The 17,042-nt window shown below is 43.3% G+C and carries 15 protein-coding genes and 1 pseudogene; 4 read left to right on the forward strand and 12 right to left on the reverse strand.

Features of this window, described 5'->3' with window-relative positions:
* Positions 1 to 40: 40 nt before the first annotated feature.
* Positions 41 to 1,057: an adenosine deaminase gene (locus tag R7Q46_RS11445; protein WP_005373696.1), complete on the forward strand. Its 1,017-nt coding sequence runs from the start codon at positions 41 to 43 to the stop codon at positions 1,055 to 1,057.
* Positions 1,058 to 1,182: 125 nt separating this feature from the next.
* On the forward strand, positions 1,183 to 1,656 hold the full coding sequence (locus tag R7Q46_RS11450) for a peroxiredoxin (protein WP_206958739.1): 474 nt from the start codon (positions 1,183 to 1,185) through the stop codon (positions 1,654 to 1,656).
* Between the two features lie 50 nt (positions 1,657 to 1,706).
* On the opposite strand, the gene R7Q46_RS11455 is transcribed toward R7Q46_RS11450, so the two are convergent.
* From R7Q46_RS11455 to yghU, 3 genes are all read right to left on the reverse strand, one after another.
* The gene (locus R7Q46_RS11455; protein ID WP_005373701.1) at positions 1,707 to 2,114 is read right to left on the reverse strand and encodes an SPOR domain-containing protein; all 408 of its coding nucleotides are present in this window, start codon (positions 2,112 to 2,114) and stop codon (positions 1,707 to 1,709) included.
* Between the two features lie 212 nt (positions 2,115 to 2,326).
* Positions 2,327 to 3,496, reverse strand: coding sequence for a D-alanyl-D-alanine carboxypeptidase family protein (locus tag R7Q46_RS11460; RefSeq protein WP_206959055.1), 1,170 nt, complete (start codon positions 3,494 to 3,496; stop codon positions 2,327 to 2,329).
* A gap of 1,182 nt (positions 3,497 to 4,678) precedes the next feature.
* Positions 4,679 to 5,536 (reverse strand): glutathione-dependent disulfide-bond oxidoreductase, encoded by an 858-nt coding sequence (gene yghU / locus R7Q46_RS11465; RefSeq protein ID WP_005373705.1) that lies wholly within the window; start codon positions 5,534 to 5,536, stop codon positions 4,679 to 4,681.
* Between the two features lie 253 nt (positions 5,537 to 5,789).
* On the opposite strand from yghU, the pseudogene R7Q46_RS11470 reads away from it, so the two are divergent.
* Positions 5,790 to 5,909, forward strand: a pseudogene (locus tag R7Q46_RS11470) (dihydrofolate reductase); the annotation flags it as partial.
* 64 nt (positions 5,910 to 5,973) lie between these two features.
* Here R7Q46_RS11470 and R7Q46_RS11475 read toward each other — a convergent pair.
* From R7Q46_RS11475 to R7Q46_RS11485, 3 genes are all read right to left on the reverse strand, one after another.
* Positions 5,974 to 7,428: a sucrose-6-phosphate hydrolase gene (locus R7Q46_RS11475; RefSeq protein WP_206958738.1), complete on the reverse strand. Its 1,455-nt coding sequence runs from the start codon at positions 7,426 to 7,428 to the stop codon at positions 5,974 to 5,976.
* A 31-nt stretch (positions 7,429 to 7,459) separates the two neighbouring features.
* A complete protein-coding gene (locus R7Q46_RS11480; RefSeq protein ID WP_206958737.1) occupies positions 7,460 to 8,383 on the reverse strand; it encodes an aminoimidazole riboside kinase in 924 nt (307 codons plus the stop codon).
* Between the two features lie 165 nt (positions 8,384 to 8,548).
* Positions 8,549 to 9,988, reverse strand: a complete 1,440-nt coding sequence (locus tag R7Q46_RS11485; protein WP_206957467.1) for a sucrose-specific PTS transporter subunit IIBC — start codon at positions 9,986 to 9,988, stop codon at positions 8,549 to 8,551.
* 235 nt (positions 9,989 to 10,223) lie between these two features.
* Between R7Q46_RS11485 and R7Q46_RS11490 the strand changes: the two genes are divergently transcribed.
* Entirely contained in the window at positions 10,224 to 11,210 is a 987-nt protein-coding gene (locus tag R7Q46_RS11490) for a LacI family DNA-binding transcriptional regulator (protein WP_017633789.1), read from the forward strand.
* 63 nt (positions 11,211 to 11,273) lie between these two features.
* On the opposite strand, the gene R7Q46_RS11495 is transcribed toward R7Q46_RS11490, so the two are convergent.
* From R7Q46_RS11495 to R7Q46_RS11520, 6 genes are all read right to left on the reverse strand, one after another.
* Entirely contained in the window at positions 11,274 to 12,647 is a 1,374-nt protein-coding gene (locus R7Q46_RS11495; protein WP_213871510.1) for a carbohydrate porin, read from the reverse strand.
* A gap of 1,022 nt (positions 12,648 to 13,669) precedes the next feature.
* A complete protein-coding gene (locus R7Q46_RS11500) occupies positions 13,670 to 14,245 on the reverse strand; it encodes a hypothetical protein (RefSeq protein ID WP_053349296.1) in 576 nt (191 codons plus the stop codon).
* Positions 14,242 to 14,694 carry an AHH domain-containing protein gene (locus tag R7Q46_RS11505; protein ID WP_318077510.1) on the reverse strand — a complete coding sequence of 151 codons (453 nt, stop codon included), beginning with the start codon at positions 14,692 to 14,694 and terminating at the stop codon, positions 14,242 to 14,244. Before R7Q46_RS11505 ends, R7Q46_RS11500 begins: the two co-directional genes overlap by 4 nt.
* A gap of 22 nt (positions 14,695 to 14,716) precedes the next feature.
* Positions 14,717 to 14,947 (reverse strand): hypothetical protein, encoded by a 231-nt coding sequence (locus R7Q46_RS11510; RefSeq protein ID WP_318077511.1) that lies wholly within the window; start codon positions 14,945 to 14,947, stop codon positions 14,717 to 14,719.
* 280 nt (positions 14,948 to 15,227) lie between these two features.
* Positions 15,228 to 15,947, reverse strand: a complete 720-nt coding sequence (gene fabG / locus R7Q46_RS11515; protein ID WP_213871435.1) for a 3-oxoacyl-ACP reductase FabG — start codon at positions 15,945 to 15,947, stop codon at positions 15,228 to 15,230.
* A gap of 299 nt (positions 15,948 to 16,246) precedes the next feature.
* Positions 16,247 to 17,041: a metal ABC transporter permease gene (locus R7Q46_RS11520; RefSeq protein WP_005373725.1), complete on the reverse strand. Its 795-nt coding sequence runs from the start codon at positions 17,039 to 17,041 to the stop codon at positions 16,247 to 16,249.
* Position 17,042: the final 1 nt, after the last annotated feature.

Raw genomic sequence — 17,042 nt, forward strand, 5'->3', positions numbered from 1 at the left:
TCTTAGAGTAACTGCATCCACAATACACATAAGGTGGAATATGAACGCATTTATTCAAGGTCTTCCAAAAGTAGAGCTGCACTTACATATCGAAGGTTCACTTGAGCCGGAACTCTTATTCAAATTAGCAAAACGAAACGGCATCGAGATCCCTTACTCTTCTCCGAGTGAACTACGCAGCGCATATCAGTTCACAGACTTACAATCATTTCTCGACCTCTATTACCAAGGAGCGGGAGTTCTGCGTACGGAGCAAGATTTTTACGATCTCACTTGGGAATACTTACTGCACTGTAAAGAAGACAACGTTGTTCATACCGAAATCTTTTTTGACCCTCAAACACACACAGAACGCGGCATAGACTTTGACACTGTTATCAATGGAATCGCTCGCGCGCTAAAAGATGGTCACGAAAAACTTGGCATTACCTCGCAAATTATTGCGTGTTTTCTCCGTCACCTTTCAGAAGAGAGCGCCATAGAGACCCTACAGGCTATTCTGAAACACCGTGATAAGATCATTGGTGTTGGACTAGATTCTTCAGAACAAGGTCATCCGCCAGCTAAATTCAAGCGCGTATTTAAACAAGCAGTAGAAGAAGGCTTACTTACCGTTGCTCACGCAGGTGAAGAAGGCCCCGCACAAAATATTAGCGATGCAATTGAAATGCTTTACGTGAGCCGCGTGGATCACGGTGTTCGCTGTGTTGATGATGAAGCATTAGTTGAATCCTTAATCGAAAGCCAAATGCCACTGACAGTGTGTCCGTTATCGAATCTTAAGCTATGTGTATTCGACGATATGAAAGATCACAATATTGTGGATTTGCTACGAAAAGGTGTCGCCGTAACGATTAACTCAGACGATCCTGTGTACTTTGGTGGCTACATGACGGATAACTTTCTGGCCGTCAACAACGCACATCCAATGAGTAAGAGTGAACTTGCCCAATTTACAATGAACGCGATTGATGCCAGCTTTATCGATAACGAGTTAAAGGCGAAATATCGTCACCTTGTTAGCCAATACGTAAACCAGCACGAAGCGTTGCAATAAAGGCATAGTGCCACGCCTTAGGTCAAACGCGTAGGTATTAAAACCCTACAAAGACTCTGTGGTTAACCGCATTTATAAACGCTAGACTGAGAAAGCTAAACTAGCACACAAAAAGGAATAGAATCATGATTCAACAAGGCCAAGCTCTACCAGTTGCAACTCTAAGTGAGTTGACTGCCGATGGTATGGTTAACCACGACGTTACAGAACTGTTTGCGAACAAGAAAGTCGTACTCTTTGCTGTACCTGGCGCATTCACCCCTACCTGTTCAGAAGCTCATCTACCAGGCTATGTGGTATTAGCTGATGAGCTAAAGGCAAAAGGTGTTGATTTAATTGCGTGCGTTTCTGTAAACGATGCATTTGTGATGCAAGCGTGGGGCGAAGCTCAAAACGCTTCTGAGATTCTGATGTTGGGTGATGGCGACGCTAGCTTTACTAAAGCATTGGGTCTTGAAATGGATACAGGCGGCTTTGGTGGTATTCGCTCACAACGTTACGCGATGATCATTGAAAACGGCACAGTGGCTAAGCTTAACGTTGAAGAGCCAAAAAAGTTTGAAGCAAGCAAAGCAGAAACGATTTTAGCGGCGCTTTAAGCTTACTCCTAAATACAAAAACGGAAGCCATCGCTTCCGTTTTTTGTTGGTTAACGCATTCTCACAACACTCGTTTGTTGCTTACGCTGCATTTCCGCAAAAGTCAGCACAAACGGGGATGACTGCTTTACACGGCTTGGTAATGAAGAAAGCGCATTGTAGGCATCCTGTTTCGTTTTAAAATCACCAACAGTTACCGTATACCAACGCGTGCCTCGGCTGTTTTTCCAGTTAACCCAAACCGGATGCTTAGGATCGATATAGCGAATATAATCTTTCACATCTTTTTCTTGCTTCAGCGCGAGTACCTGCATTGTGTAATGGTTTGGGTTTAAATAACCATATGCATCCTGAGAGGTCATGACTCCAACACATTGGCCGCTATCGACCTCCTGCTGGTAAGGCATAGCGCAGCCCATGAGCGATAAAATCAATGTCAAAGATAAAATCTTGTGCACGTGTCACTCCATTCTTGTTCTAGTTTCTTTTCTCTCGCACCCAAAAACACAAAACGCTCTTGGTCAGGTAAAAACACACCCTTACAAGAAGGCCTGCGTTTTAACGCAACGAGTATTCCAAAAACGTAAGGCGACCACGTTGGTCGCCTTAGTAAACTGATTTAATAGAAAATTAACAAGATAGAGTGATATAGACAGAAGTTCGCTACTGTTTAGAACCAGCTAGCGACCAATTGCTTAAACCAGTCTAAAATTCGCTTGAATAAACTGCCTTCCTCCACGGACTCCAATGCAACGAGCTCGGCTTCATTTACGACCTTACCTTCGACTTTGTAAAGCACTTTACCAACCACTTGTTGCTCAGAAATTGGCGCAACTAAATCACCGTTGTATTCAACTTCCGCTTGCAGCTTTTTTACATCTCCTTTTGGCAAAGTGAGATAAACATCGTTAGCTACGCCAACAGTAAGCTCGTCTTTTTCGCCCATCCAAACTCGAGCTTTCGCAAGTTCCGCACCCGCCTCAGTCGGCATTACCGTATCGTAAAAGCGGAAGCCATAACTCAACAGCTGCTTGCTTTCTGATTCACGAACATTCTCACTCTTCGCTCCCATCACTACAGCAATCAAACGCATATCACCTTGTGTTGCAGAAGTCGCTAGACTATAACCCGCGCCGCTTGTATAACCAGTTTTCATGCCATCGACATTCATACTACGATCACGAAGCAAGCCATTACGGTTGTATTGAGTGATGCCATTGTAAGTAAACGAGGTTTCGCTATACAGCGGATAGATATCAGGTAAGTCACGAATAATCGCTTGGCCCAACTTGGCAATATCATAAGGTGTCGAATATAAACCGTCACTGTCTAGGCCGTGAGGGTTGGTGAATGCCGTGTTAGACAATTCAAGCTTGGCGGCCCAACTATTCATCAAACTCACAAACCCTGGTTCACTTCCCGCAACATGCTCAGCAATAGCGACACTGGCATCGTTACCAGATTGAACAATCAGACCACGGTATAAGTCAGACAAAGAAACGGAAGTATTGACTTCAATAAACATTTTTGAAGAATCTGGGAAATTTTTTGCCCAAGCATTTCGGCTGATGACAACCTCATCATTCAACGTAATATTGCCTGTATTAATTTCTTGACCAGCTACATAAGCAGTCATCAACTTCGTTAAACTCGCAGGGTTTAAACGTTTGTGGGCATCACGTTCAACCAGTACTTTCCCCGTATGGAAGTCCATCAAAACATAACCACGAGAACTGAGTTCTGGCGCATTTGGCACAACTGAAGGCGCAGCATAAGCCAACGAGGATACAGCAGCGAACCCTGTAATTAACACTGTGTGTAATATAGTACTTTTTCTCATCATGACATCTTATCTTAGTAGCATTTAAGGCTTACAAACGGTACCCGAATGAATTCAAAGCGCGGGATTACCTAGTTAAAAAGCGAGTATATTGAAACGGCGCTCAGTTACAGCCACCTTGTTACGATTGGTTACTTTTACTCAATGTTTGTCGAAAATAATGAGAGGTAGGTAGAGCTTTCGTCTTGAAGAATGAAACAGGAGCGAAAATAATTCCGTAACGCTATGTTTTTTGAGAGGAGAGAAAAAGCGCACAAGTCAATTCAGGGAGTAAGTTGGTATAGGAAAAGTAGTTGAGCTTTTATCCATATCTAAATAGGAAACAACAAAAACAACCAACAATAAGTCCAGTTAATTACTTACCAAGAAAACATATTGAAAACGAATCATAAAATCGTAATTAATTATCGATAAATTTAAAAACCTCAGATTATAATTTATGTAAATTTCATTTATTATTAAATCGGAGAAAAATACAGATTTCCTTTCTTAAAACTAAGAGACGATTTTTTCGATGTTTTTAAGTTTATCTCATCAGAGAACTTGGTATAACAGTGAGGGATAAGGCATCCGGACTTAGCGCGAAAGGATAACCCACTGTTATTTAAGTTCACACGCTGCTTTTTAATGACTAGAGACTTTAAACTGCGGTTACCTTGGGTTTGTGTAGCTATTCTTTGACGTATCCCAACCCAGTACGACTCAAACGACGACATCATACATATCCTCTTTCATGATATAAGCATTAATAATTAAACATCGCTAAAAGCTAAGCTTGTCATAAATAAAAGTATTAGAAATTAATTTTATTTCATCAAAAAAATCAACCCGCATATTCCACACAAATTTAGTGGTTATGTCAAATATTAATTATCATTAATTTTATTTATAATTGATATAAAATCAGTTTATAATTTTTAAATAATTTAATTATTAGAAATCAGCATAACCAGTCCATATTTAACATGGAAATATGAGCTTTGTTTTGCATCATAATATATAAATACATTAAAGATTCATCTACGAACTAAATGCTCTTCAAGAGGTGATATAAATTAGCATTTCGAGACTAAATGAGAATAAAAATAGCGCACCGTATATGATGCGCTATAGATTTGATTAAGGTCACTGTATAAGCATAGATAAAACTAAACTCATTTGACGTAGCTAGGCCAAGATTGCTTATGGTTTAAGTTTCAATACTTTATCAATATCTTCTGCGCTGTGGCGCTCAGGTAACTGCTCCCATTCTTCACCCCATGAACGGTTCACAATTCGACCACGTTTTACCGCTTCACGCTCATCAATTACTTTTGCCCAACGCACAACGTTTTTGTAGCTTTCTACGTCTAAGAATTCAGCCGCATCGTAAGCACGACCCAACACAAGGTTGCCGTACCATGGCCATGTTGCGATATCAGCGATGCTGTACTCATCGCCACCTAGGAATTCATTGTTCGCAAGACGCTTGTCTAATACATCTAACTGACGTTTTGCTTCCATTGTAAAGCGGTTGATTGGGTACTCGAACTTCTCTGGTGCGTACGCGTAGAAGTGACCAAAACCACCGCCTAGATATGGCGCAGAACCTTGCAGCCAGAATAACCAGTTCATTACCTCAGCACGCTTAGCGCCTTCTTTTGGTAAGAAATGATCAAATTTCTCTGCTAGATAAAACAAGATGTTGCCAGATTCAAACACGTTCACTGGCTCAGAACCCGAACGGTCAACCAATGCCGGAATTTTTGAGTTTGGGTTAACAGCTACAAAGCCAGAGCCAAACTGGTCACCATCGCCAATCTTAATCAGGTACGCATCGTATTCTGCTGCCGTTACGCCAGCCGCCAAAAGCTCTTCAAACATGATCGTCACTTTCTGACCATTTGGGGTACCCATTGAGTAAAGTTGGAATGGGTGCTCACCAACTGGAAGCTCTTGCTCATGACGTGCGCCAGAATCCGGACGGTTGATGCTCGCCCACTGACCGCCGTTTTCATTATCGTTTGTCCAAACTTTTGGTGGAATGTATTCGTTAGCCATTGTTTTCCCTTATTGTGTTTGAATGCATCTTCAAACTGACGGGTCTTACGCGCCAGCAAGCATTATTAACATCACCTCTTCGCCAACTGCGATTAGGCATACTCAAGATATTAGGTCGAATTCGCTAAATAAAAGTCCTGCAATCTCTTTTAGTTAGAACCTTTGGTTATGGGATTTTCTTTCACGCTATAAGTAAAAACGTCGCGATAATGTGAACTAGGTTCGAGATGCCAACGATGAGTAAGCGACACTCGGCGGCGCGCCACTATTTGGGGATTTAGAACAACCGCTAAACTTCAAAGTCACCAAGAATGAAGTTGTTCTGGATACCTTAGTTCAAACAACTTACGTGCGTGATAGGCAGTTAAGTTAGATAGTCAGAAAGAAAAACGCCCTTCACTAAATCAATGAAGGGCGTTTTAATGTATTCGAAACCGTTACTTAGCTGATTCAAACAAACCAGTTATACCTTTCAAAGGGAAAAGCCTTGCTTGTTCCAACCCTATCAACGTTACTTTACTAAGGTCATCAATAAAGAAACGACTGGTCATCGTGTGTTTGCCATCATTAATGAAAATCTCGATGACAGAATTGTCGATATATATATCAATCGTCTGCTTAGCGTCCAATCTTGGTGCTTTTCGAATACCACCAAATTCTTCTGCGTACAAATGAGACATGTGACGACGGTCCAACATAAACTCGTGCTCTGTCGCACTAAAGACGATGTTGTCACCTTTGAGGTTACTCAGCTCAAGTTCAAAGCCATCGCCCTCAAGGTCTAATTGGATCAAACAACTTGTGCTTTCCAGTGCATGGGATTGTGCAAAGACCACCTCTTCTTTTCTTAAACTCTTCAGCTCAGGGAGCGGAGCTTGAACAAGAAAACCATCTTTCAACGTTAGTTCTCTAGGAAGAGACAACATTCCTGCCCACTGGTGTGTGACCGATGGTGTGTCGATTTCTGGCAACCCTATCCATGCAATAAGAATGCGACGCCCATTCTCATCTAAATAGGTTTGTGGGGCGTAGAAATCAAACCCATAATCTGGCTGCAAAATATCTTGGTGGTTTTCTAAAATCATCGACTCTAGGTTCAACTGATCACCCACGATATACGCAACAGAATATATGTTTTTGAAATCATAAGGATTATTACTGCTCACGCCCTGTGGAGAAAACAGCATCACCGATTGACCATTAATCTCAAAGAAATCAGGACACTCCCACATGTACCCAAGGTCAGAAAACTTGGTCTTGATAGGACCTTTATGCTGCCACGTTTTCAAATCTTTGCTTTGATAGAGCGCCATTGAACCATGCTCGTTTTTGGTTTGAGCACCCACCACCATCAAATAGTCGTCGCCTTTCTTCCAAACTTTTGGATCACGAAAGTGCTCCGTGTAATGTTCGTTCTCAATGACTACACCGTGCTTTTCAATGTTGCCGTTTGAATCCATGGTGGCAAAACACTGTGTTGGGATTCGATTCCAGTTTTGGTCACGCTTGTTGCCAGTAAAAAACAGTAAAGCCTTGTTGTTTTCCACCAAAGCGCCGCCCGAATAGACACCATGTGAATCGTAGTCTTGGTCAGGATGAAGACCAACACCATGATCTTTAAAATGGATGAAGTCTTTAGTAGAAAGGTGGTACCAATACTTCATTCCATGAACTGGTCCCACAGGCGTCCACTGGTAAAAGATGTGGTGCTCACCATTGAAGTAGCACAACCCATTTGGGTCATTTAACAGCCCAAATCTAGGGGCGATATGAAAACTAGGAAAGCCTTTATCTTGCTGACGTAAAAGTGTCATTTCTTCGATATCACACTGAGGGATTTGCTCAAGTCGGCGATATCTTTGCTCTACAGTCCAACGGTTGTCTAAGCTCATAATTTTTCTCAACTGAAATTGGATCTGAAGATCATTGCCCAATAAATTGCAGTAATTCTGTCTGGGTCGGAAGCGCGGTCATTGCGCCTTTTTGCGTCGTCGCTAATGCACCACAGCCATTTGCCCATTGAATCGCAGAGCTAACAACAGGATGATTTTTCCAATCGTCATACCTAGACAGGCATGCCAGTAGCCCTCCGACAAACGCATCACCCGCACCTGTGGTATCAATCGGACTAACGACTTGACCTGTGATCAGTTCACTCTGACTTTCAAAGACGCGCCAAACACCTTTCGCACCTTGTGTCACCAAGACCAAAGCAATATTCAAAGAGGCTATTTGTTGTAAACCTTGCGCCATCGATGTTGAGTCAGTTAAGAACAAAAGCTCTTCTTCAGAGAACTTAACCACATCGGCCATCGCTACAGCCTTCATCACGACAGCTTGGATTTCTGATTGATCTTGCCACACTTCCTCACGCAAGTTAGGGTCAAAGCTAATGAAACCACCAGCGGCTTTTGCTCTTTTGATCGCCTCAAATGTGCTGCTTCTACTTGGCTCATTTGCCAGTGAAATTGAGCAAACGTGTAGCCAGTCACCTTGCTTAAAGTTTGGGATGTCTTCAACAGACATAAACTGATCAGCGCTCGGTTTTACCATAAACGTAAAGCTGCGCTCACCTTGCTCGTCTAAATCCACCACCACTGTTGATGTTCTTTGCTCAGGATCTTTAACGAGAAACTCCGTGCTCACGCCCTCTTGATCGAGCGTTGATTGCATGAAGCGACCAAATGGGTCATCACCTACACGTCCAAAAAACGCACTCTTACCAGATAGACGAGCAATTGCTACGGCGACATTCGCTGGTGCACCACCGGGACATTTGAGTAAAGAAGTCTCAGATTCCGGTATTAGATCGACAACTGCATCACCAGTTACCCACACTTGATTCATCTTGCTTACCTTGAAATTAAAGCCCTGATAGTCCAACGTGTTGAACACCTTCACTACCAAGTAAAAATTGAAAAAGGCTAGCCAAGCCATTAGTGCTTGGCTAGCACCCCAAACATTTAGGAAAAGAAGTGGATTTTGGGGGACTCCACCCTTAAGGAGTTCAGATTAAGCCGCTGCTTTTTTACCGACTTTAGCGCGGTCACGCATACCAAGAACAATGGTGAGAACAAATGCGGTCAAGAACGCGATCACCATACCCGCGATGTAGTATCCAATCTTCTCTGGCGTAATAGAAATGATGCCTGGAAGACCTGCTGCACCCAATGCCTGAGCTTTCACATTAAACATTGTAATGAACGCGCTCGATAACGCCGCAGCGCAAACTGCCGCAATAAATGGGTAACGTAGCTTTAAGTTAACACCAAACATGGCTGGCTCTGTAATACCCAGCAAACCCGTAACACCAGATGGAATCGCGATACCTTTCATCTTCTTATCTTTGCTCATCACGCCCACCGCCAACGCTGCTGCACCTTGAGAAACGTTAGACATCGCCGCAATAGGAAAGATAAAGGTGCCGCCCGTCGTCGCAATATCCGCAAGAAGTTGCGTTTCAATCGCAATGAAGCTGTGGTGCATACCAGTAATAACAAATGGAGCATAGATAAGACCAAATACCGCACCACCAACAAAGCCAGCTGTGTTGTATAGCCAGTTCAGACCATCACCTAATAGGAAACCGATATCACGCGTGAACGGACCGACGACAGTAAACGTTAGCAAACCCGCTATGAAAATCGCCAGTAATGGCGTTAAAAGGTTGTCTAAAACAGAAGGTATGACTTTACGTAAGCCTAGCTCAACCTTCGCAAGAATGAATGCCGATACCAAAACCGGTAACACCGAACCCTGGTAACCCACTTTTTGGATTTCAAAGCCAAGAATATTCCAAACCGGAATGTTGCCAGACACAGATGCGCCGCCGAACCCCCAACCATTCAACAAGTCAGGGTGAACCATCAACATACCTAACGCCGCCCCTAAATAAGGGTTACCGCCAAACTTCTTACTGGCTGAAAATGCCAGCAAAATAGGCAGGTAAACAAACGGCGCGTTCGCAAACGTGTTGATCATGTTCGCCAAGTCTGTCAGTCCTGGGTTGGCATCAATCAAAGATTTGCCATCAATAAACAAACCTTGAGCAGTCAATAGGTTATAGATACCCATCAACAAACCGCCAGCGACGATTGCGGGAATGATTGGGACGAAAATATCAGACAGCCCTTTCACCGCGCGCTGAACGATGTTTTGTTTCTCTGCGCCAGCAGACGCAACGTCGTTGGTGGACATTTCACTCATACCCGTCAACTTCGCCATTTCTGCATAAACTTGGTTTACGATGCCTGATCCAAAAATGATTTGGTACTGACCCGCAACTTTGAACTGCCCTTTGACCCCTTCAAGGTTATCAATCGCTTGTTCATCTATTTTTTGCTCATCTGCAACGGCAAGGCGTAAGCGTGTCGCACAATGCGCAAGTGCGGTGATGTTGCTTTTACCACCTAATAGAGTTAACAACTCTTTTGCTACTGCCGGATAATTCATTTCATACCCCATTGGATTATTATCTGAGCTTGCGAAATTTTCGGGAACGTTTGCAAAACAGATTTTTGCTCAATAAAACCAAATGATCAAAGATAAAGCAGAGAGAATGTGAGAATGATCGTCAAATTCTCTCCCTAAGAGCAGTATAGGAGGTTAAAATCGCTACTTATCAAAGAGCTTTTCATCTTCTCTTTGCAAACAATCCCAAAAACGAAAAACAGAATGGATAGGAACAATGGCGAGTCTGCATGATGTCGCCCGTCTGGCTGGCGTATCAAAATCAACAGTGTCACGGGTTATAAACGATGAATATGGCGTAAAAGAAGCGACAAAACTGAAGGTCCGCCAAGCAGTAGCGGAGTGTGGCTATGTGCCAAACCAAGTCGCTAAAGATCTAAAATCTCAAAAGACCAATCTGGTTGGTGTCATTGTTCCTCGGGTTTCCTCTCATGCCACATCCCAAGGTGTCGATGGATTAACAGATGTCCTTGAAAAAGCAGGGAAACATGTCTTACTTGCTAGCACTCACCAAGCCCACGAAAAAGAACTGGAATACATTCAGATCTTTAACCAAAAACGGGTTGAAGGGATCATTCTTTACGCCACCCACCTCGATTCCAAGCTGGTAAAAGCAATTCAAAACTCAGCCGTCCCAGTTGTGCTCGTCGGTCAAGATGGTTCCATGTTTAATATTCCAAGCATCATTCATGATGACGCACGAGTAGGGTTTGAAGCAGGAAATAGACTGGTTGCAAAAGGTTGCCAAACCATGGGTTTTATTGGTGTGCAAGGTGACGATATCGCGGTAGATAAGCAACGCTCTGAAGGATTTGTTCAAGCGCTACAGCATCATGGTTTTGAGCTCGCCTTCCATGCTCGTGGTGACTTTACCATCGATTCTGGCTATTCATTGGCAAAACAACACTTAACAAAGAACCCTAAGCTAGATGGCTTGTTCTGTGCGACAGACCGTATTGCTATCGGTGCGATGAGAGCGATTCAAGAGCTCGGGTTAACACCGGGTAAAGACGTTTTAGTGCTAGGCGTTGGTGATGATGAGCTCGCATCAGTGTGCACCCCAACCTTATCAACATTTAACTATGCATTTGATAAAGCAGGGGAAAATGGTGCGAAACTGTTACTAGATAGAATTGCCAACAGAAGTTTTGAAATGAGTAAGATGGTACTAACCTTCAAAACTATTGAGCGTCAGTCCTGTTAATGAAAAAGCGCCAACTGAAATCAGTTGGCGCTTTTCTTATTACTCTTTGTAGGTTAGGTCCCTTTAGAACCAAGTTTCCATTTGCAGTGCAAACAGAACTTCACCACCATCACCCATCGTTGCAGCACCCGCATCCTGGCTAATCGAGTAGCCATTCAAGTCTTCGCTCCAATCAACGTAGCTAACTGCAAAACGTAGCTCCGGACGGTCAAAGAAACCTGCAGCGGTAGACATCTTAAGCGTTGGTGCAATTGTCGCTTTGTAAAAACTGCCACTTGCGTTATCAATCGCATTGTCTAGGTCCATGTATTGGTATGAGCCTTCATAAACCATCTCAAAGTTCTGCGTAAACTCTTGCGCTAAGCGGATGTTGAACGATGCCCACGTAAATTCATCATTTTCAGCAAAGCGATCTTGGCTGTGTTCTGCTAGCAACGCAGGTGCTACACGCCAGTTGTCGCCGATGCGTGTTACACCATAGCTGAACAAGCGTACGGCTTTTGCGTCTTCTAACAAATCTCCGTTTGAACCGATGCCTTTAAGTTCCGCACCCAATCCATCACCCATCAAAATACCAGTTTTAGAAAAGCCTTCACTCATGCCAAAGAAGGTATCGCCATGGTAGGCAAACATCGCATGTAAACCTTTGTCCGCTGCTCCTTCTACGCGATCATTGTTATCAGCTGACGTCATGCCGCTCAGCATCAATTGCCAATTACCGAAGCGGTTGTTCATTGTCGCGATATAGTTTTCAACATCCGTTGACGAGCTATCAATCTCACCAAAATCACGACCATAGATCGAGAAGTTTGCTTTCCATGATTCGCTCATTTGGACGTCATACACACCAGCACCAGTGCCAGATAAGAAAACAATATCCGAGTCAAAGAAGTGAATGTCAAAGTTATCACGGTCAAATCGTTTACCAGCCCAAAACGTCGCGTCAGCAAACGCACTTGATTCAGAGAACATGCTCAACTTGTTTAGCTCAGCATATACCTGACGAACGTTTAATTGACTCTCACTCGCTGTCCATTCGTTATTGGTTTCCGTACTATCTGCCAACATGATTCGGAACAATGAGCTGGAACCATCATCTGCAAAGCGTTTGTGAATAAGGTTTGCTTCCACATAATGATCATCCTCAACCCCTAATCGTCCAATTGGCGCGCCAATAGCACCAGCTGCCGTCATGTAAGGACCAGTACCCACTGCACCATTCAGATCACCATTAATGAGCAGCCCGGAACGAGCGTAGCCATGAAACTCAAAGCTTGAGGCTTTCTCATTTGCTTCTGTGGATGCTTTTTCTGTCTGCTCAAGTCTCTGTTCTAATTCATTAATTCGCTTTTCAAGAGCGTCAACATCTGTTGCTGCGAATACAGGTGCAGTAACCAGTCCAAGCGCTACTGCCATCGTCAAAGTGTGTAGTTTCATTTCCATAGTCTCACGTAAATTTATACTTAGGCATATTGCAAACGTTCCCAAGAAAAAACGCAAACTTATGGTGACTTTAAATGTCCATCTAAAGCCTGAATTTCAGAGCGCTCGTACTCAGAGCGTCTCTACTACTTATATCATTGAGGGCGATAATATATAAACTTTTCGGGAACGTTACCGTTAAGAGGCCATTTTGTTACTTCTATCACGTTCAATTGTGTTACTTACAGAAAAATCATTAACCAGCGCACATTTGAGTTAATTGTTAGCCCTAAAGGAAGTAGTTTGAAGGTGACAGGCTACAAAGAAGGAGTTTAATGTTCATTTGAGAGAATACTCCCTCGCTTCCCTATGCTCCTTGATGGTAACTCATCTCTATTTATTGATGAAAAGTAGCAGCTAAGGTTGAACGTAACTAAGAGCGAAGCGGATCTCGATACCTCATTTCAAACAACTTGAAAGGCTGTTAAGACGAGATAAACGACCTTCATTTTCTGTGAAGAGCGCTTTGTTGTTCTAGTTCAAGCTAACGAAACTCATTTTTGGAAAATTGAGTTATAGGTTTTGCTAAATTAGCATTTAATGGACAATTATAGATGTTACAAATCCTTTTGTCGGTTGGCCAAATCAACCCACTCACTACATATTAGAAAGGAATCTCGACTTAATAGTTCTTCTCGGGCTTTCTCAGCTTCTCATTTTCATTTTCATTTTCATTTTCATTACGCTTATTAAAACTGCGCTAATTAGTGTATTCGATATAGTCGCCTGTAAAAAGCGGCTCCCCGTCCTCTTTGATACTAGAGATAAAGACTGCTTTGCAATCCCGCCACCTGACGCCTCGACTGCATGATTTCATATTCTACTGTTACTAAAGAAAAGACAGAACTAGCAATAAATGCAACTTCTAATTTGGCTCTACTGTGAAAAACCACGAGCCGATTAACCCACTAACATTAGCTTAGGTATTGCAAATTTCTAGTGTAGTGGTTGGATTCATTAACCCCATTGGTCAACTACTAAAACGGATCCAGCAAATCTTCATCAAACTTAAGTCCTTCTAGTCCATGCTCTTCGCACAAAAGCTTGAAAGATTCTGTAGCATAGAGCACTGTACAGCCTTGTAAGCGAGATTTGAATACATAGCGTGGTTCGATATCCTCTTCATCAAATTCAATGGTTTCCAGACCATCTTCAAAACCATCGGTATATTTCTTAAGGCACATAGACTCATCTTCAGCGCCAAAACTAAGGCAATTAAAAGCATATATGGTTTCGTCACCAACGTTTATAGGCAAGAACTCCCCCTCAGACGCTAGTACCGATTCTAGCTTATCGCATGCACCTGCAGTTAGCGCTAGATATGTGCTATACCATGTTGATATGTCCGGCATCGTAGAGTTTTTTCCTAAAACATCCTCAAAATCGCCAACCACACCATCTTTCCAAATTGGTAGTAAAGGCTCATTAGTAGAAGGCTGCAGTCGGAGTTGCCTTACTAGCTTTTTATTACCAAGCTGATTAGCAAGATTCATAATATCCAGAGTTAGAGTTTTAAACTCCTCAGGGCGTTGCTTTAACTGGTAGATTTTCATGATTGACCGCTCCAGCTAGTGTCTTTCTTTTCAATAATTTTCTGCGGATATCCACCATGCAGAAGCTTGTGCTTTACTCTTTGTAAGCGACTAATCATTGCCTGCTCAGGCAGCATTGGAGAACTAAACGTATTCACAATCCATGATTCATAGTTATACCGATGTATCTCTCGATGAGCTGGTGCTTCACTGCCTGCCCAGTGACCTTTGTGCTTTTTATAGCGAGGTAGCCAAGCGCCATTCAACGGGTCATTGATTCCAATACCGTGAGCATGAAGAGCTAATCGTGTCACAACAAGTCTAACCTGCTGAAACCGTCCTTTACCCGGAATGATATGATGTGGGTCATGGATGCTACTCGGCTTAGGTTCACCAACTGCGGTGAGATTACGAGCCAGCACACGAGTCGGATGATGAGCCTCCTCGAACAACTCATCTTCATCTTTCAACTTGTTTTCAGCACGGTATGTTTCAAGGCATCACCTGAGCAGTAATCTTTTTTCGCTCATGCTGAAGGTGTGCCCAATCCTTTTCCAAAGCATCAATACGCTGCTTGCAAGCTTCTTTAGATTCATTGTTAGGCGCAACACTATTCTTTTTGTCGTGATATTCAGCGGCCTGACATTCGTAGCGATAAATAGCCAACTCTAATGCAGATGGGTTGCTAGGTCGAATAGGCTTTGGCTTTGGCGTATACTTCACAATTCCTTCCTTGTATGTTTGGTTAATTAGATGTGACTGGCACAACAGCTTTAATAAGAGCTGTAAGCTACCAGAAAACAAGTGGCTACAAAACACTCAATACAATCAGTTTCTTCGCTAATAAAAGTAAGCAATTATACCTTCCATCACGTACTATTGACTGATTCCACTGAATCATTTAGGAGCAAAAAAATACCAGCAGGTCAATTAATGTTCCTCAAACAAAAACGCCCTTCATATAAGTAAAGGGCGTTTGGTATTTGACGTTTTGATTAGCGAGCTATAATACCAACCCACCGTCAATCTTGAGCACTTGTCCTGTGATGTAGGCGCTCTTGTCTGAGGTTAGGAAAGAGACGCCATTGGCAATATCTTGAACTGAGCCCATGCGCCCTAATGGGGTTTTGCCTTCCATCATTTGAATAACTTTCTCTGGCAGGTTCTTGGTCATGTCGGTGGCGATAAAGCCTGGCGCGACACAGTTGACGCGTATCTGTGCACCCTTTCTTGAAAGTTCTTTCGCCCAGCCTTTGCTCATTGAGATGACGCCGCCTTTACTTGCGCCGTAGTTGCTCTGGCCGATATTACCATCCGTTCCCACTATAGAAGAAATGCTAACAATACTGCCTGTGCCCTGCTCTAGCATGACAGGAGCAACACGTTGGGTGAGTAAGAACACCGCTTTTAGGTTCACGTCGATCACGCTGTCCCAGTCTTGCTCTAACATATCTGGCAACAATGCATCTCGAGTGATGCCCGCGTTGTTAACCAGAGCATCGATTCTTCCGTGCTGCTCTACAACACTTTCTACTACTTCACTGACGGCTTCGGCATCACACAAGTTGACTTGATAACTGCTTAGCTGCGCCGACTGGCTCCATTCCACGGGCGATATATCTAGCCCGACAACATGGAATCCATCCTCCAGTAATTGTTCACAAATCGCTTGGCCAATACCACGAGCCGCACCAGTGACTACTGCTACTTTTTCCGGTTTCATCTTGGTCTTCCTTAAATGTTGAGATTACAAATTCGCTTGTATCCCTAGCGTTTTTGTTTTTATGCCTAATCGCGTTACAGCTGCGCTTCTCATACGCAGGGTTTTTTATATCTTATAAAAACTATAGAAACAGTCTGGGAGTCGGATGTGAACTAATCAAGGCAACTTGATGACTATGGCAAGATCAACGTAAGAAAGTGTGTTGGAAGGCGCAAAGTTACACGATTGGAGGACTTGGATAGAAAAGTATTGGTCTGATTAATCAAATACTACTTCATCAGACCAATATTACTTGTCTCTTAATCTCTTACAAAAGCTGGTTTTGTTATTTTCACCAGAAAAGGCTGAAGCAAGAGATTAAACAACATGCCAGCAATAAACAGGGTGATCACAATACTCGCACCACTCGGTAAGTCATAGCGAGCCGACGCGGCAATACCCGATAAGATCCCAACAATACCGATGCTGATACTGGCGACAAAGAATCGAGTTCCCTTCAATGCTGCCGCACATAAAGCTGGAATCACCAACAAAGCAAATTCTAAATAAATGCCGGTTAACTTGACCGTAATGGGCATCAGAATAGCAAAGATCAGATAAAAACCACTACCGCGCATAAACGCAGGTTTTAACCAAACTAATAGCAACATCGCAGCGGTAATGAGTGCCAAAGGCCAAACGTCTGCCCAAGTCGCCCATAACAGTTGCCCATTAAGAATGCCTTGAATAAAGTCTCCGCCGTGTGGGTCTTTGCTCACCAGCAGGATCGCCAGCGATGCAGACACGACAAACAAGCTGCCGATCATGGGCTCTAAATGCTGCTGGTATCGTTTCTCCATTAAGGCGATCAAACCGCAAAGCATCAAAGACATCACCCAAGGGCCAATCATTTCGCCAAAGAATGAGCCTGAGAACAGCGCGTATTGGCTCAACCAGTAGTGGCTTAGTGCTGCCCCCAATGCCGCGACTTGCGCCACCGCCAAATCTATAAAGATGATCTGACGATTAAGAACTTGTTGCCCCAGAACGATGTTGCCAACTAACGCAATTAAACCACACAAAACCGCAGGTAAAAGCCATGCATAATCCGCCATG

Source organism: Vibrio sp. 811 (assembly GCF_033339195.1).

Bases quoted from the DNA above. Each gene is read 5' to 3' on its own strand.
- R7Q46_RS11490 (WP_017633789.1), top strand. From the start codon at position 10,224: ATGGCGAGTCTGCATGATGTCGCCCGTCTGGCTGGCGTATCAAAATCA.
- R7Q46_RS11445 (WP_005373696.1), top strand. From the start codon at position 41: ATGAACGCATTTATTCAAGGTCTTCCAAAAGTAGAGCTGCACTTACAT.
- yghU (WP_005373705.1), bottom strand. From the start codon at position 5,536: ATGGCTAACGAATACATTCCACCAAAAGTTTGGACAAACGATAATGAA.
- R7Q46_RS11475 (WP_206958738.1), bottom strand. From the start codon at position 7,428: ATGAGCTTAGACAACCGTTGGACTGTAGAGCAAAGATATCGCCGACTT.
- fabG (WP_213871435.1), bottom strand. From the start codon at position 15,947: ATGAAACCGGAAAAAGTAGCAGTAGTCACTGGTGCGGCTCGTGGTATT.
- R7Q46_RS11500 (WP_053349296.1), bottom strand. From the start codon at position 14,245: ATGAAAATCTACCAGTTAAAGCAACGCCCTGAGGAGTTTAAAACTCTA.
- R7Q46_RS11520 (WP_005373725.1), bottom strand. From the start codon at position 17,041: ATGGCGGATTATGCATGGCTTTTACCTGCGGTTTTGTGTGGTTTAATT.
- R7Q46_RS11450 (WP_206958739.1), top strand. From the start codon at position 1,183: ATGATTCAACAAGGCCAAGCTCTACCAGTTGCAACTCTAAGTGAGTTG.
- R7Q46_RS11460 (WP_206959055.1), bottom strand. From the start codon at position 3,496: ATGAGAAAAAGTACTATATTACACACAGTGTTAATTACAGGGTTCGCT.
- R7Q46_RS11495 (WP_213871510.1), bottom strand. From the start codon at position 12,647: ATGAAACTACACACTTTGACGATGGCAGTAGCGCTTGGACTGGTTACT.
- R7Q46_RS11485 (WP_206957467.1), bottom strand. From the start codon at position 9,988: ATGAATTATCCGGCAGTAGCAAAAGAGTTGTTAACTCTATTAGGTGGT.
- R7Q46_RS11480 (WP_206958737.1), bottom strand. From the start codon at position 8,383: ATGAATCAAGTGTGGGTAACTGGTGATGCAGTTGTCGATCTAATACCG.